At 61.0% G+C, this 15,728-nt stretch carries 15 protein-coding genes; 5 read left to right on the plus strand and 10 right to left on the minus strand.

The features are described from left to right. Positions 1–30: 30 nt before the first annotated feature. The 4 genes from GTW25_RS03400 to GTW25_RS03415 are packed head-to-tail and all read right to left on the minus strand — an operon-like array spanning position 31 to position 2,496. Entirely contained in the window at positions 31–576 is a 546-nt protein-coding gene (locus GTW25_RS03400) for a S26 family signal peptidase (protein WP_021696264.1), read from the minus strand. Further along, a complete protein-coding gene (locus GTW25_RS03405) occupies positions 573–1,091 on the minus strand; it encodes a DUF2840 domain-containing protein (RefSeq protein WP_021696263.1) in 519 nt (172 codons plus the stop codon). Before GTW25_RS03405 ends, GTW25_RS03400 begins: the two co-directional genes overlap by 4 nt. 58 nt (positions 1,092–1,149) lie before the next feature. Next, positions 1,150–2,226, minus strand: coding sequence for a replication initiator protein A (locus tag GTW25_RS03410; RefSeq protein WP_021696262.1), 1,077 nt, complete (start codon positions 2,224–2,226; stop codon positions 1,150–1,152). Continuing rightward, on the minus strand, positions 2,227–2,496 hold the full coding sequence (locus tag GTW25_RS03415) for a helix-turn-helix transcriptional regulator (RefSeq protein ID WP_021696261.1): 270 nt from the start codon (positions 2,494–2,496) through the stop codon (positions 2,227–2,229). 462 nt (positions 2,497–2,958) lie between these two features. Between GTW25_RS03415 and GTW25_RS03420 the strand changes: the two genes are divergently transcribed. Beyond that, positions 2,959–3,246 (plus strand): DNA -binding domain-containing protein, encoded by a 288-nt coding sequence (locus tag GTW25_RS03420; protein ID WP_021696260.1) that lies wholly within the window; start codon positions 2,959–2,961, stop codon positions 3,244–3,246. Between the two features lie 16 nt (positions 3,247–3,262). Here the strand turns inward: GTW25_RS03420 and GTW25_RS03425 are convergent, their stop codons facing one another. The 3 genes from GTW25_RS03425 to GTW25_RS03435 form a co-directional block, all read right to left on the minus strand. Continuing rightward, the gene (locus GTW25_RS03425) at positions 3,263–3,784 is read right to left on the minus strand and encodes a DUF2285 domain-containing protein (protein WP_021696259.1); all 522 of its coding nucleotides are present in this window, start codon (positions 3,782–3,784) and stop codon (positions 3,263–3,265) included. 46 nt (positions 3,785–3,830) lie between these two features. Continuing rightward, entirely contained in the window at positions 3,831–4,043 is a 213-nt protein-coding gene (locus tag GTW25_RS03430; RefSeq protein ID WP_021696258.1) for a transcriptional regulator domain-containing protein, read from the minus strand. Positions 4,044–4,236: 193 nt separating this feature from the next. Further along, entirely contained in the window at positions 4,237–4,764 is a 528-nt protein-coding gene (locus tag GTW25_RS03435; protein WP_021696257.1) for an antirestriction protein ArdA, read from the minus strand. Between the two features lie 416 nt (positions 4,765–5,180). On the opposite strand from GTW25_RS03435, the gene GTW25_RS03440 reads away from it, so the two are divergent. After that, positions 5,181–6,218: an SIR2 family protein gene (locus tag GTW25_RS03440; RefSeq protein ID WP_081703375.1), complete on the plus strand. Its 1,038-nt coding sequence runs from the start codon at positions 5,181–5,183 to the stop codon at positions 6,216–6,218. Further along, complete coding sequence (locus tag GTW25_RS03445; RefSeq protein ID WP_021696256.1) at positions 6,215–7,963, plus strand: ATP-binding protein; 1,749 nt, start codon at positions 6,215–6,217, stop codon at positions 7,961–7,963. The genes GTW25_RS03440 and GTW25_RS03445 overlap by 4 nt, the downstream gene beginning before the upstream one ends. A gap of 7 nt (positions 7,964–7,970) precedes the next feature. On the opposite strand, the gene GTW25_RS03450 is transcribed toward GTW25_RS03445, so the two are convergent. From GTW25_RS03450 to GTW25_RS20560, 3 genes are read right to left on the minus strand one after another with little or no spacing between them, the layout of a single operon-like run. Beyond that, a complete protein-coding gene (locus GTW25_RS03450; protein WP_021696255.1) occupies positions 7,971–11,039 on the minus strand; it encodes an Eco57I restriction-modification methylase domain-containing protein in 3,069 nt (1,022 codons plus the stop codon). Beyond that, entirely contained in the window at positions 11,036–12,790 is a 1,755-nt protein-coding gene (locus GTW25_RS03455; RefSeq protein ID WP_066809405.1) for an Eco57I restriction-modification methylase domain-containing protein, read from the minus strand. Before GTW25_RS03455 ends, GTW25_RS03450 begins: the two co-directional genes overlap by 4 nt. Further along, positions 12,787–13,119, minus strand: a complete 333-nt coding sequence (locus GTW25_RS20560; protein WP_308206226.1) for a ribbon-helix-helix domain-containing protein — start codon at positions 13,117–13,119, stop codon at positions 12,787–12,789. The genes GTW25_RS03455 and GTW25_RS20560 overlap by 4 nt, the downstream gene beginning before the upstream one ends. 296 nt (positions 13,120–13,415) lie before the next feature. Here GTW25_RS20560 and GTW25_RS03465 point away from each other — a divergent pair, with 296 nt between their 5' ends. Together GTW25_RS03465 and GTW25_RS03470 are read left to right on the plus strand one after the other, a co-directional pair. Beyond that, positions 13,416–14,774, plus strand: coding sequence for an ABC transporter substrate-binding protein (locus GTW25_RS03465; protein ID WP_252910454.1), 1,359 nt, complete (start codon positions 13,416–13,418; stop codon positions 14,772–14,774). A gap of 25 nt (positions 14,775–14,799) precedes the next feature. Next, complete coding sequence (locus tag GTW25_RS03470) at positions 14,800–15,726, plus strand: ABC transporter permease (RefSeq protein WP_252910455.1); 927 nt, start codon at positions 14,800–14,802, stop codon at positions 15,724–15,726. Positions 15,727–15,728 lie beyond the last annotated feature (2 nt).

Below are 15,728 nucleotides of genomic sequence, written 5' to 3' on the forward strand. Positions count from 1 at the left end.
ATCTCCTGCGATTGGTTTCGGGGGGCGGTTTCAGTGCGTCGGCGCGCGCCACTCGTAGCGGCCGACGCCTTCCTCATCGGTCCAGAGCGGGACCGCTCGGCCGATGACGGAAGCTGCGGGGATGGGTCCGAAATACCGGCCGTCGAGGCTGTCGCGGACCTCCCAATTCATGAGGAAAAGCTGGCCGTCGCCGATGACGCGGCAACCCTGCCAGCCGGGCAGATCGCGGCCGAGGCTGTCGCGCTCCAGCGCATCGCCCATCTCGATCCCGTCAACCGTGATCGTGCGGCCGGTGCGGCAAACCCGCTGCCCCGGCAGGCCGAGGACGCGCTTCAACAGCGGAACGCCTCGCGCGATATAGCCGCGCTCGACCATGAAAGCGGCGAGCGGTTCGGGCGGCATGACGGCGACCAGCTCCGGCACGTCGATCCGCTCGGCCGGCTCGACGGTGTAGAATCCGACCGGTGCGCTGGCGGTGGCGTTCCATATGAGTTTCGTCGGTGTCTTGACCGCGCTTGCGGCGGCGATGCCGATCACCGCCAGCGCCGTCACCGTGAGGGTGCGGCGGCGCGTCATGGCTCGATCCTTCGACGGTGAAGCCAAGCGGCATGTCGCTCGGGCGTGTAGGCGTGCGGTTCCAGATTGGCGGTCAAACGGTTGTGGACGTGCCGCCAGTGATCCGGCGAGGCGTCGGCCGGATCGAGGCCGAGCGCATCCACGGCGTCGATAGCTACAAGCGCACGCTGCACCTTGGGCCAGCCGTCGAGGCGCAACAGGATTTCGCCACCGGGGCGCACGAAGGGCAATGTCTGGAACGGCTCACCGCGCCCGATGGCGCGCACAATGTCGATGCGCGAAACAACCGTGCCATGCTCACCAGATGCCCAACGGACGAAGGCAAAGACGCTGCCCGGCGCGAAGCCGACGACGCTGCGGCGGCGGTCGATGATCTGCTCGTAGCTCTTGCGGCCGAAGCGTATCCAGTGTTCGACCTTGCGTTTCTCGAAGGTCAACTCGACCAATGTGGTGAAGGGCGCAGGCCCGTCCGGCAGCGGACGGCCGTGCGCGCTGCGGTGGGCGCGACGGGTCATTGTTCGTCTCCGGGGATGTGCTGGGGGCTGCGCGGGCGCATCGTGTCGAGCGCGGCCGTCATGGCTCGCCACTTCGGGCAGAACCGGCACCACGCTTCGCCTGCGCGCGCGTCAAAGAAAAAGAGTTAGATTCTCTGTTAGATAAGTTAGCGGTCGGATTCCGCGTTTCAGGCCAAAGAGTTAGCTGCGGTTCGTGCGCCTGATCTGCCGATAGTGCTGCGCCTGATGTGCCGATACCCCGTGCGCCTGATCTGCCGATGGCATTAACAGGGTTATCAACAGTGCCTGTTGATGAGCTTTCGGGGCGGATGCGCAGCAGTTCGCGGCCGTCTTGCCGCTCGATCTGGAGCAGGTAGCCGGGAAGTTGCTGGCGGGCCGCGATCCGGCGCAGGTCGAGCGCAAAGTCGGACGGCCGTGCGAGGCTGCCGGATTTCTGGTGAAGGTGTACGACCTCGAAAATCCAGCCGTGGCGCTGGTGGCCGGCGTGCTTTCTGGCGACGCGGTAAAGCCATCGCTCTATGCCGCCAGTCAGCCGGAAATAGGCCGGGTCGATGGTCAGGACCAGCGAGCGGTCAATGACGCTGTTGTAGAACCATTCGGGCAGGACGAACTCCATGCCCTCGACGCGGCCGGCGCGCGTCGTCATTTCCTCCCACTCGTTGATCCATGAGAATTGCCGGCGACGCCAATGCGGGCCGTTGCGGATGGTGGTTGCAATGACGGTCGATTGCAGCCGCGCCAGCGCGGCTTTCAGAAGCCGATATTGGTGATTGCCGGTCGGCCGCCCGATGGCGCGCAAAAGATGGTAGGGCGTAAACCGGACAAAGCGCGACGTGGTGTGGCCGTTGTTCTCGGCCGCGACGATCTGCGAGGCCGCCCATATTAGCACATCGGCGTCCCAAATGGTCGCCATGCCGTGCTCGGGCATGCCGAACACCTGCACCTCTATGTCGGCGGCCTTGTAGAGAATTGGCTTGCTGCGCGGGGTCTTCGCCAGCGAGAAGAACGGCCGTTCCATCAAGTCGCGCTGGTCGCGCGGCGGCGCGTCGCCCGTTGCGACCACAAAGGGGTCTAGTCGGCTGCGCTCGCTGCCCTCGCCCGGCAACGCGGGGTCGTGATCGTCCTCGCGCAGCATCTAGCAGTCGCCCCGTTCTTCGGGCGTGAGGGGACGCGCGGGAAAGACGGTGCCGGCGGTCTTTTCGCGGGTGGATTTGCGCTCGCCCGCCGCGCTCCAGTCTTCCAGATCGCGGACGGTGTAGAGGACGCGACCGCCGACCTTGCGATAGGTCGGGCCGGTGCCATAGGTGCGATGCTTCTCAAGGGTGCGGATGGATATGCCAAGGAAGCGCGCGGCTTCCTTGGTGCGCAGCAGGCGCGGCGGCAGGCCCGCAAGCGGGTTGGGCATGGATCACCTCCAGTCGGGATTGGGCTGCCGGGGGCGGCAGCGGACCGTGGCGAAACATGGCGAGGGATCGGCGGCGCGTAGCGTGCCGCATTTGCGCCTATGCGCTAGCGGCACCCCCCTTCGGGGCGGCGCGGCTAATAGTTGAGGGATTTCAGCGGCTCATCGCCTGCCGCATTGAATAGGCGAAGACATTCGCACGCGGTTCGGCTAAGAATGTGGGTGGAGCAGACGCGCTGCTCTGGGGCGTCGAAACCCCTCTGTTACCGGTTGGTGCCGGCCGTGACGGCACCAAACTCCTTGACCTTATGGTCGGGGAGCCTGTGGCGTATACAACAGGCTTTCCGAGCTAAAGGCCATGGGGCCGTGTAACAGCGGTTTCGAACTCCCCGATCACCAAGAGTCAGAGAGAATCGTTTGCGGGGGCGCACCGCAGACAAAGCCTCTCGGATGCGGGGAATGACTATGCGGGTTCCCGTCGAACTCGATCCCGATGTGGACGATGAAGCGCCGACCGGCGACACCATAACCGTCTATGATGAACGGCATTACGTCACCTATCTGCGTTTGCTGGATGCAAAGGCCGAGGGCGCGGACTGGAAAGAAGTCGCGCGAATCGTGCTTCACCGTGATCCGGTCGCTGAGGAACTGCGGACCCGCCGTTGCTGGCAAAGTCATCTCGAACGCGCGCAATGGCTATCGCGTGAGGGCTATCGGAAGATTCTGGAGCAGGCGGCAGCCAATAAGGCGTGAGGGCCACGCCTCCCGATCAACGCTTGCCGGGCTTGATCGGGTAGTGAAGCAGCAGGCGATAGCCGCCGCGCATCATTTTGATACCGTGCGCGACCAGGCGGCGGGCCTTGTTCTTGCGCGGATCGTTCTCAAAATCTTCCTTGGTGCCGCGAAAGCCGAGCAGGACTTCGGCGATGGTGCGATAGCTCTCGCCGCGCAGCCGGGCGTCGAGAGCGCGCAGGGACAGGATATGCCATTGCCGGAGCTGGGCGGGAACAACCCGGAAGTCGGCACCGGGCGCGCGGCCGTTGAGGGACCGCCAAAGGCGGCGGGCGGCGTGGGCGCGCAACTCCAGAAAGGAATCCATCGGAAGGGCGACGGCATAAAATGCGGCGGCGTCTGGCACCGCCTCGGGTAGCCAGAATTGATGTGCGACGCCATCCAGCTGCCAGATGCCGTGCCAGCCATCGGAAGCACGGCGCAGGTCGAGGCCGTCGAGATGGGCCAGCGTCAATATCGGTTCGGTGTCGTCGTCCCCATGCGCGACCGGCGACAGCATCACGGCTTGCGGTTGAAGGCTCGGACTCCAGATCGGTGCCGGCTGGTCATGCGGCGCGTCGGGGTCGCACGGAAAATCGTAAACCCCAGCGATCCGCGAACGCATCAAGGTCGGGGCCGGACGATCCCCCGGTCACGATGGTCTGGAAGTCCTGACGATAATCGCCATTGCGGCGCAGATATTCCCAAGCGAAACCAGCGGCAGGGATGTATTTTGTGTGCCCGTATGCCGCCGGAGACCGCCAATCGATGCTGAGCATGGCGTCACCTCCCCAAGCCGGGATGCTGGGCAGCGCCCGGCAAAAAGAGGTTCAAGGATCACTGGAAATATAGAAGCCGCTCAAAGCAGATACCTTGAGCGGCTAAGCCGATCATTTTTGGTGTTTTTGGCTTGGCGACAGCCGGTGATTCCGCGATGCCTGTCCCTATGAGCACGGACAGGCAGTCATGTTCTCATCTGCTGGAAAACACATGCACCTCGCCGTGCCCGGTTTCGATGGTGAAAAGGTCGCCGCTCAACTCGGCGTCGTGCGCCATCGCCTGCCAATCGACATAGTAGCGCAGCGCCTCGGGAATAGTGATGCTCTCGTTGGTCAGTTCCTCCATATAATCGGCGAGACTGGCAAACTGACCATGATAGCAGTCCTGCAAGGCGGTTTCGGCTTGGTCTATGTCGCCGCTGAACTGCTCCAATAGGCCCGCGCCGAGTGCGCCATGCTCTGCGATTACAGCGGCCATCCGCGCCACGCTGTCGATGCCGGCATACTCGGAGATGCTGACGCCCTCGAAGCCCTCATAGTCGTGAATGGCGTATTCCTCCGCCTCCGTGACAGGTGAACGGGCAAGCATCGCGGCAATCTGGTCCCTGATCTGGTCGACGTCCTGATCCGCGTCGATCCAAGCCCCATGCAGATAGCCATTGTTGTAGGCGGCAAGGCAGGCGACATAGATGCGGAGATTGCTGTCGGATATGTTGGTCATGTCTCTGATCCTCGGGTCTGAAGGTCAGCGAAGCGGAACGCCGCGCCTGATCTTCTGGCCGTCGCCGAGACTGGGGGGTGCAAGGCGCAGGGGCGGCCGGGACGGAGGGGGATCACCCGGCCTGCACGAAACGGAGGAACGATGTGGAGGAAGGCTGGGGAGACCGTCCCGGCCGAGCGTTAGCGATCCCTTGCGCCGCGCGGGGGGCAGCACCCCAAGCAACTCGCCCGGTGTGAGCTGTAGCGGGAGGCGGGCAGAAAGCTGGACCAGGATGTGCAAAGCCGCTGAACCTAGAATCCGAGCATCCTGATCGCCGTTTTTGTTATTATGTCGCGATATCGTTGGTATCGCTTAGGAATTGATCATCAGCCATACTAACCGAATCGGTCCCCAAAGAGACTGGCGAGAGGGCGCGCTTGGACATTCATGAGCTTAAACTGCTGTTGCAACAGCATCTTACAGACGGCCTAGTAACGGTTGTCGGCTCGGGTCTGTCATGTGCGGAAGGGCTGCCGGGTATGGGCGAATTAGCTACCCATCTCGATGCGACTGTGACAGCAGGCTTGGCGGCAGCGGAGGTAGATCGGTGGAACGACATTTCACCGCTTCTGCCGACCAAGGGCCTCGAAGCGGCTCTACTGGAAGTGCCACCGACGACAGGACTGGAAGTCGCAATCGTTGCGCGCACGGCTGAACTGATCGCTATGCGTGAGCGCCAAATCGTTGCTGGAGTTTTCTCGCGGACCCGCACGCTTCGTTTTACCGGGCTTGTCAAGCACTTGTTAAAACCTCATACGGGGCTTCCGGTCGTTACCACCAACTATGATCGTTTGGTTGAGGTCGCCGTGGAAGAAGCAGGCCTCGGCGTCGATACGTTGTTCGTCGGCCATTTTGCAGGTGAGTTGAACGAGCAGGAAAGCCGCTTGAGCTTCTGCCGGGAGGTGACGCTGAAAGGCGGACGAGCACAATATCGTTATCGTCCGCGCGCCAATATCTTCAAACCTCATGGCAGTCTCGATTGGTATCACCGCGACGGGAAGCCCGTACGCTACTCTGGCGATCTCGATCTACCGCGGCTCATCATCACGCCGGGGTTGAACAAGTTTCGCAACGGCTACGAAAGTCCGTTCGACCGCCATCGGGAACGGGCAAATTCGGCGATCGACCGTGCCAGCCGCTTTCTCGTGATCGGCTATGGCTTTAACGACGATCACCTGGAAACTCACCTTACGCCCCGTATCCGCAGTGGCGTGCCCACGCTCCTTTTGACCTACGGACTCTCGGATAACGCCGTGAAGCTCGTAAACGAGTGCGGCAATGTCATCGCGATTCAGCGCGCCGAACAAGCAGGCGTTTCCGGCTCTGGCGTCTTTGTCGCCGGCGTCGAGACATTCTTTCCCGGTCTAGACCTGTGGGATCTGGGCTCATTCGTTGCAGAGGTGCTTGAACCATGACTGAAGCCGCTCTCCAATTTGCTGACGAGGATAAAATCGGACGCGTCGCGTCGGTCGATACCAGCCGTGTTGCGATCGATGTGACGAACTCCGTTCTGCTCACGCGGATCGGCATCGGACAGCTCATCGCCATTCGCGGCGCGACGGAGCGCGAATATCTCATCGCCATGACCGAGCGCGTCACCCGCAGCGTCAGGGAGGAATTGCCCGGCCCGGACGATGAAGATGCCGATGGCGGGCTTTTGGCGGCGGTGCCGACCGACCTGATCCAAGGCGTGTTGATTGGGACATTCAGAACGGTGGAGGGTGATCGTAGGAATACCTTCAAGCGCGGTGCCGATAGCTTTCCGCAAATCGATAGAGACTGCTTCGTCATCGAAGGCGGGAACCTTCAACGCTTCATGGGCATCCTCGGAGCCGGTTTCTCCGCCGATGAAAGGCTCAAGCTCGGCACGTTCGTCGCGGATCGCACGGCCGACGCGATTGCCAGTGGCGACAAGTTCTTCCAGCGCCACGCAGCAATTCTCGGTAGTACTGGATCAGGTAAAAGCTGGGCGGTTGCGCTGATCCTTGAACGGGCCGCGAAGCTAAAATTTCCGAACATCATCGTGTTCGACATGCATGGCGAATATGCCCCCTTGGCGGACAAAGCGAATGGAGGATTTGCCACGCGCTTCCGCATTGCTGGTCCCGGCGATCTGGAAAATCCGGGCGACGACACGCTATTCCTGCCGTACTGGCTGCTTAATCGCGATGAAATGCTGTCGATGATCCTCGATCGCAGCGACCAGAACGCCCCCAATCAGGCGTCACGGTTCACTCTGCATGTCCGCTCTCTAAAAGGACAGACCCTCGACGCCGAGGGTAAGGCAAACATCAAGAAAACATACACCGTCGATTCACCGATACCCTACGATGTGAAACAATTAGTCGGGCTTCTGAACACAGACAACACCACAAAAGGCGTTGGTAAGACTGGACCGGTGAAGGGGGAATGGGAGGACAAGCTGACGCGGTTCCTGTCGCGCCTCGAAGCAAAGCTGGACGATCGTCGCTACGGTTTCATGTTCGCACCGCCACCTGCTGCGATGAAATACGACTGGCTTTCAGCGCAGATGCTCAAACTGCTGCAATCTGGCGATGACACAGGCATCAAGGTTATCGACTTCTCCGAAGTGCCCGCCGACGTACTCCCCGTGGTGACGGGGACGCTGGCGAGGCTACTTTATGATGTTCAGTTCTGGATGAGCGGGAAGACCCGGACGCCGGTTACGCTGCTCTGCGACGAGGCGCATCTTTATCTTCCGGTTCGCGATGACGCTGACGCGGTCCAGCGTCAAGCCCTCGGATCATTCGAGCGAATCGCCAAGGAAGGCCGTAAATATGGCTTCTCGTTGTTGGTGGTGAGTCAGCGCCCGTCGGATGTCAGCCGGACGATCCTGAGCCAGTGCAATAATTTCTTGGCTCTGCGCCTGACGAATGAAACCGATCAGGGCGTCATCAAGCGCCTGATGCCGGATTCGCTGGCGGGGCTGACGAGCATTTTGCCGTTACTTGATACGGGTGAGGCGCTGTTGTTGGGTGATGCGGTTCTTCTACCAACGCGGATCAAGCTCGATATGCCCAAAGTGGCACCCGATAGCGCTACGCGGGATTTCTGGAAGGAATGGGGATCTGCCAAACCGGATGATGCGGCCATCGCGTCGGCTATCGAATGCCTGCGGGGGCAATCTCGAAACGGCTGATTTGTAATCATGAAGGTACAGGCACTGCCTTGGCCAGAGCCATATCTGTCGCCGACAGTAAAAACAACGCGCTGACACGGGCTTCAATACGTTCGCGCAGCGCGACCGCGTTGCGCTCATGGAGCGTTTTCTGGCGCGGTGTGCGTGCCGCCAGTATGGCATCGTTGGCGTCGATCAGCTGACGAACCAGCGTTTCAATCTCGGTGCGCTGCACCAGCGTCGCCGGCGGAATCGGCAGATGCTCGATGAACTGCTTGCCGTGAGAATAGTAACCGCCCCGGAAGGGGCTTGTGTGCGTCCTGACCATCGCTTCGCTCAGGGGATGATGCAGCACCGCCAGCAGGAAGAAATTGCTTTCCGGTGCGCCGTCCTGCGGGCGGATCATGTAATACGGGCCGTTCCCGCCGCCAGTCATCATGATGTTGCTTTCGTCGTAAGCATAGCGGGCTTCGAGCGAGAGAATGGGAAGGATGATCTTCGGGCTGTCGAACTTCGTCAGGCTTTGGGAGCGGCCAAATTGGTAGAATTGCCGATCGGCGGCGGTGCCGCCGACGACATTGCGGCGCTCCAGTTCGGCCTTCCGCGCCGTCAGATACGCGAAGCACACGGGGAAGCGCCGCGCCATGTCTGCCGGTTGGATCAGCCGGGCCGTGGTGCGGGCAGCATGGACGATCTCATAAGGGAAGATCATCCATGCGTTCGCTTCGGCCCGTGTAAAGGGATAGAGCTTGGCATCATGCAGGCAGGGCCGGAGAATGCCGCGCTCGATCGGCCAGTCCCTGCCGTCCCATCGTAGCGTTACCGTGTCGGCCGTCTCGGCCGCCGCGCGGAAAATATAGATCGGATCGGCGCTGGTCTGGACGCCGACGAAGATTTCCGCCGCGTTCCCCAGCTCGCGGCCGCAGGCCGCCCGCACACGCGCGAACAGCGCGCGCGTGTCGTCGTCCGCGAACTGCCAAGGATCATCCGTCAGTTCGGCCGCCGGCAGCACATTCCGGGGGCCCGGCGTCCCGTAGCGCCACGGCTCCAGAGCCTCGACGCGCTCCACCATCACATCGGCCTTGCCCTGCCGGTCGAGGATCAGCAGGCAGGTGTAATTCGCCGCCTGCCGCCCGAAGACCTGCTGCACGCCGAAATGCACGATCTCTTCAAGGATATGGTTGGCCGTCACTAGATGGCGGAGCGCACGCCCTGCCTGAATCGTCATGAATTTGTGCGGGATGATGACGCCAAGCCGCCCGTCCGGTCGGACAAGAGACAAGGACCGCTCGATAAACAGCGCATACTTGTCGAAATTGTCCTGCCGCGCTGTCGTGTAGGGCGAGGCGGCGTTTTGATAGAAAGCGGCTTCTTCCGGGGAATACGCCTGCATGTTCTGGATGCGGATATAGGGCGGGTTCCCCACGATCACGTCAAACCCGCCCCGCGCCGTTTCGGCGGGGAACTCGTCGGCCCACGAGAATGGGTTGACCTTCTCCAGCAACTGGGCCGGCAGCGCACCCCGCGCGGCCGTCCATTCCGCTTGACTGACGAGGCTGTTGCCCGCCCGCAGCGTTCCGTCCAGCTCCGGAAGGGCCGGCGTGCCAGTGCGCCCAACGTAATCGCGGAGACCGGCCGCGCCTTCGTCCTCGATCAGCTTCAGGAGAAGGCTGAAGCGGGCCACCTCTACGGCATTGGCATCAATGTCCACGCCTCGGACATGGGCAAGCAGAATGCGGCGCTTTTCCTCGAAGGTGAGCCGCCACAGTCCTGCCCCGGCTTCGTAGATCGTCCGACCGACATGCGCCGCGCGGTCGTTGGCCTGATACCAAGCCAGATAATGGTCGGTCAGGAACTCGAACACCGAGAGCAGGAAGATGCCGGAGCCGCAGCAAATGTCGGCAACCGTGAACACCGCCAGATCGGTCGGGGCCTTGCCGGCGAGGCGCGGGCCAAGCGTGCGCTGAACGATGGCGTCAACGATGTAGCGGGGCGTCGGCACCACGCCACCGCTTTCCCGGACTTCCGGCTTGCTGGAGATCTCGACCGCGCCGGCAGCGTCGATCGTGATGATCTCGCCCAGGAACTGCTCGTAAATTTCACCAAGCACTTCGGTTTCGACCACGGCGAAGGTATATGGACTCTGCGGATAATATAGCTCGTTGATGATCCCGCTCAGCACATCATCGCTTACGCGGACGCCCAGCCGGGCGTCATCGAGAAGCCGGAACAGGCCGGAATCGTAGAAGGCATCCGCTCGCCGCAGCTCCGCCAGTAAGGCATTGAAACTGCCGTCGCCGGCAGCGAGGTCGCGCAGGGTTTCATAGCGTTCAATGTCGCGGTCTTCACAGATGCGCAGGAATACGATCCGCAAAAGAAAAAGCTGCACCGCATAGGTAAGTTCTTCCGGCGAGAGGCCGGGCGTGTTGCAGTGAATGTCCTGCGCCAGCCGCTCGCGCCACGAACGCACCTGGCGGAGGAAGAAATCGTCGAACTGTTCCGCCCCATGGCGCGTCACATCGACGGAGAAACGCCGGTCGAAATCACCCGAATAGACCGCCGCGCGGGAGAGCAGCGGCCACAGCTCGTCAAAGCGAGCCTCGAGCTCGTCGTAGCGCACCAGCAGAATGCGCGCGACATTCGCTTCGTCGGTCAGGTCGGGCTTGGGCTTACAGTCATAGACCGCAAGTTGATGGAAGTTGGTCAGCACCGCGATCGGCAGGCTGGCGGAATATCCGTAACGCCGCGTCTGAAACGCCGCGTCCCGGTTGCGGTCGATATGGATGCTCGGCTTTTTGGCTTCGACGAACAGCTTGCGTTGGCGGGCAAGGCGCAGTTCATAGTCCGGCTTCTTGGAGAGCCGCTCTTCGCCAACCTCAACCGTGGCCTCTTCAATGACTTCCCGCAGGCCAAGAGGCTGGCCAGCCGCATTGTGCACGTCCCATCCGAACGCCGCGAGTAATGGCGTGATGAAGTCGGTGCGGGCCTGCGTCTCGTTATAGACGGCGCGCAGATAGTCTGCTTCGTTGCGCCTGAAGCTCTGAACCAGCTCGCCGACCCGAGCGCGCGCGGCTGCCTTCAGGTCTGGACCGGTCATATCGCCTGTTTCCGCGTACCGCGCCGGCGCGAATTGCGACGGTCCCTCATCTGTGTCCAAACGCTTTTCAGAAGGTCGCAGTCTGCGGCGCTCAGGCCCATATGCTCGCGTAAGATAATTTTCGCGTTTTCCTCAAGCACCGCGTCCAAACGTCCGGCGCGGACAAGTTGATCGACGTCTTTAAGTGGCATGGCGCCGTTGAGCTTCGCCGGCATCAATAGCCGCTCGGCTTCGGTCGGCTCCAGCTCTAATACGCCGCCGCCATAGCTACGCCCCTCGATCTCGGCCGAAGCGGCTGTAAGCCATGTATAGGTATTGGCGATCACCCGCTCCGGCTTCGCACCATGGCTGCGCATCCGGTGGATTGTGTCGGTGGAGGTCGCCCCTGAAGCATTCAACACCATGCGCGGAAAGTCATAAATTTGCCGGAAGGCAAAGCCATCCGGCACCCAAACAGAAGGTACCAGATACCACGGTTTGCGGATTGAGCATTTGTATCCCTTGTGGAACTCCTTCCGTTCGCCATCCTCAATGTATTGCCGTAACTTAGCACTCAATTCGCTGGCCTGTGCCGCGCTGATATTGAGCAGATGCACGCGGTTTCCATCGGCGGCAAGGGATATCCAATCGGCCTTGCCGAGCTGGCTTCCTTTGAGCTGCACGGAACGCGACACTAAAGGTGTCGTGTAGCCTTCAAGGCCGAAGTCTTTGACCTGATCAGTTGAAAGTACGAAAAACTCATTCTTACCCGTGACCACGCCCACGTCGATACTTGCGTGTGTGGACATGGAGGAGGTGATTTCTGCATCGCGTAGCTCACGCATGAAAGAAATCTGCCGGTTGTCTAGGAAGTATTTCAGCCACTTCTCACTGTCATGGCAAATGATCTTCGGTTCGGCCCGATCGAGCAGCAGGGCGGGCCGGATGTCGGTGATGTCGGCCACCGTCTCCGCCGCCGTCAGCGCGACCCGGCAGGTGTTGTCTTCGGTTGCGGCGGCCAGTGCGCCATCTGCCAGCAGCAGCACAACCTCCTGTTCAGCGTTCTCAAAGAACAGCTCGTTGCAGGCGATAACGTCGATACGCTCGAAATGATCTGTCAGGTACGACCGGAGTTGAGCAGCATAGGTGACTTGTAGAATTTCCGCCGGCAGGACGAGCGCCAAGCGGCCACCCGGTTTTAGGCTGGCCGTCGCCGCAACGACGAACGGCACCCAGATGTTGGTCAGACGGTTCGGTTTCAGCCCCTGATCGCCCATGATCGCCATGGCGCGGGCGCGGTGCGGTTCGGGGAAAGACTGATAACGAATAAAGGGAGGATTGCCCACGATCACGTCGAAAGCGGGTTGATCGGTTCCCTGCCACCAACCGAAGAAATCCGAGTTGCAAACGATTTTGTCCGCGGCTTTTCCGAGATCGGGGCGCAGGCGTTCCGTCGCCGCGCGCGCTTCTGCGGTGACGATCTCAACACCGGTGAGGTGATGTGGAATCTTCGCAGGTGTCACGCCCAACGACAAAAGTCTCTGGGCGGCTGCTTCCAAGAAAGCGCCATCACCACAGCTCGGCTCCAGTACGGTGTCATCAGCAGACTGGATCGCCCATTCACAAAGCCACGCTGCGACCTGTGCAGACGTGTAGTAGCCACCTCGCAACTTGTCTTTGTCTAGGTCAGCAAAGCGACCGCGCGGTGACACTGTAGAGGCGGCAACCTTTGACTTAGGAGCGCGGGGTTTGGTGGTGCGAGCGGAAGTCATTCTTTCCCCATATGAAGCAGAGGCATGTCTTCCTTGAGGAGACGGTCAACCGCTTCGCGGACGACCCATGCTACTGATACTCGATTCTTGCGGGCTATCTCGTTTAGCTCCCTATGCTGCTCCGCTGTCAGGCTGACTGACAGGCGATGGGCCGACTTGTCATCGTGGACATGTGGTGCGTTTTGCATAGCGGCTCTAAAGTGATTTGCCTTTGCACCACCTTGCACCACATCGGTGCAAGGCGCAACGCGGCCCTCGACTACCTCGACCGATTTTCTGCCGAAGCAGATGTAGCCCGACGCATCGTCCCTGGATGTTTGTAAGCACATATCCAGGTCACCTAAATTTATGCCAGACGCCACCCTCCAGTCGTAAGACCGCCGCCGATCAGCTTTCCTCGAAAGAGGGGCTTTAGAGGGCTATAGCGTAGACGTAGTTATCATCATCGCCCGGCGTGGCGCGCCACTCAATGCTCGCAGCATCAACGAGCGTCGCCTTGGCCTTTTCCGCCGGCGCCTTGTTCGCAGAGCCTTCGGGCATTCTTCGCGTCGCCGTCGGGGCGGATCCGGAAACCTTCGATCCGCATTTCAACGATCTGCCGACCGGCAACACCGTCGATCTTCTGGTGCTCGAAGGACTTTTCCGCCTCGACGCAGAAAACAACGTGCTTCCTGGCCTGGCCACAGACCATGAATTTTCCGACGATGGGCTGACGCTGACGGTCACTATTCGCGAAGGCAGAACTTTCAGCAATGGCGACCCGCTGGACGCCGCCGCCGTCGCGGCCTCCTTCACGCGGATGCTCGATCCGGAGGTCGGTTCGATTTACCGTGGCCTCTATTCGTCGATTGACGAGGTGGTCGCAATTGACGATCTGACCGTGGAGATTCGTCTCAACGAACGGAACGGTCATCTTCTTCTGCTGCTCGCGCCGACTGCTGCCAGCATCATCAACGTCAAGGCGCTCGAGGAGATGGGAGCTGCCTATAGCCGGCAGCCGGTCGGCAGCGGCCCCTATATGGTCGAAAGCTTCGTCGGCGGCGAGCGCTACCGGCTCGTGCCGAATCCCGATTACGAAGGCGACTATCCTGCAACGCTGGAAGCCATCGAGTTTCTTGTCGTCCCGGAAGATGGATCGCGTATGGCGCTCATGGAAACCGGCGATGTCCATATCGTCGAGCGGGTGCCGCCGGAGGCTATCTCAACCATCGACGCGCTGGAATCGGCGGCAGTCATCACGCCGGCCAGCATGTTCTCCATTAATATGGAAATGGTGCTTCGCGGCCCGCTAGAGGATATTCGGGTTCGCGAGGCATTGAATCTTGCGATCGACCGCGAGGGGATGGTGCAGGGCATCCTTGGCGGGCTCGGCACACCTTCCGTCGGCATGCCGGGGCCCGGCACGCAGAACGATCTGCGTGTGACCTTCGACCCAATTCCATTCGACCCGCAGCGAGCCCGCGAATTGCTCGCCGAAGCAGGGTACGGAAACGGCGAGCTTGAATTGACCATGACCTGTCCGACGGGCCGCTATATCAAGGACGTACAGGTTTGTCAGGCCATCCAGGGGTCGCTCCAGGCAATCGGGGTCAATACCCAGGCCAATATCGTCGATCGCGGCACATGGAGCCAGGTCGCCGCCACTCCACCAGGCGACCGCACGGACAACATGGCCATGCTCGGGCGCGCGACGGCAGGCATGGACTATACGCTCTACCGGCTTTTCCGCAGCGGCGTCAGCGCCAACACCACTGGCTACAACAATCCGCGAGTAGACGAACTCCTCGTCGATGGCCGTGCGACGAACGATCTGGACGAACAGCGCGCGATCTATGGTGAGGTTCAAGAGATCGTCTGGGAGGAGATGCCCTTCATCTATCTCTGGTATCAGACACAGGCGCTGGGTGTTGCCGACACCGTGTCGGGATTTGCGGTGCAACCCAACGAAACCATGGTTTTCGACAACGTCACCCTGAACAATTAACCGAGCGTCTAAGGAGCGATTGGAGATGATAGTCTTCAACCGTCTGGCAGCATCTTTGCCGACCTTGCTGATTGTCTCGCTTCTGGTCTTCTGGTTCGTGGATTTCATTCCGGGCGATCCGGCAAGGATACTTGCTGGACCCATGGCGACGCAGGAAGAAGTCGACGTCATCCGCGACGCCATGGGACTGAATGAGCCGGCCGTGACCCGCTACGTCCGGTTCATCGAGGGGATCGTGAACCCGGACGTAGCCGTTTCCCTGCGCACGGGGCGGCCCGTTGCGACGGAGATTGCCGAGCGGCTTCCGAATACCCTCATCATCGCCATTGGGGGACTGGTCGTCGGGTTGCTTGCGGGGACCATTACGGGAGTTATATGCGCGCTTCGGCAGGGAACCTGGATCGATACCGTCATAACGGTCTTGACCCTGGCCGGTATCTCCATGCCGATCTTTTGGCTCGGTCTTCTGTGCATCTGGCTCTTCGCGGTCTATCTGGGCTGGCTTCCGCCAGCGGGGGCCGCGACGCCCGCGCATTTCGTCCTTCCCATCCTCACCGTCGCATCGCGGCCGGCAGCCATGTTCAGCCGCCTCGTGACGGCGAGCCTGCTTGAGGTCATGGGGCGCGACTATCTCGACACGGCACGGTCCAAGGGGTTGAGCGAAAGTAGCGTGATGGTCCGGCACGCGCTGCGCAACTCGCTGGTCGCGGCGATCAGTGTCGCCGGCGTGCAGTTTGGCGCCATGCTTGGCGGATCAGTGATCACTGAGACGGTATTCGGCATTCCGGGTATTGGTCGCCTTCTCGTCGACGCGGTGTCGAGAGCGGATTACCCTATCATCCAGTATTCGATCCTGCTCTTCTCCTTCTTTTTTGTTCTCATCAATCTCGTCACCGACCTTTTGACGCTGTGGCTTGATCCCCGCACGCGCAAAAGTGAAGGGGCGAATTGATG

The organism is Aliihoeflea aestuarii (assembly GCF_024105665.1).
Classification (GTDB): Bacteria; Pseudomonadota; Alphaproteobacteria; order Rhizobiales; family Rhizobiaceae; genus Aliihoeflea; species Aliihoeflea aestuarii.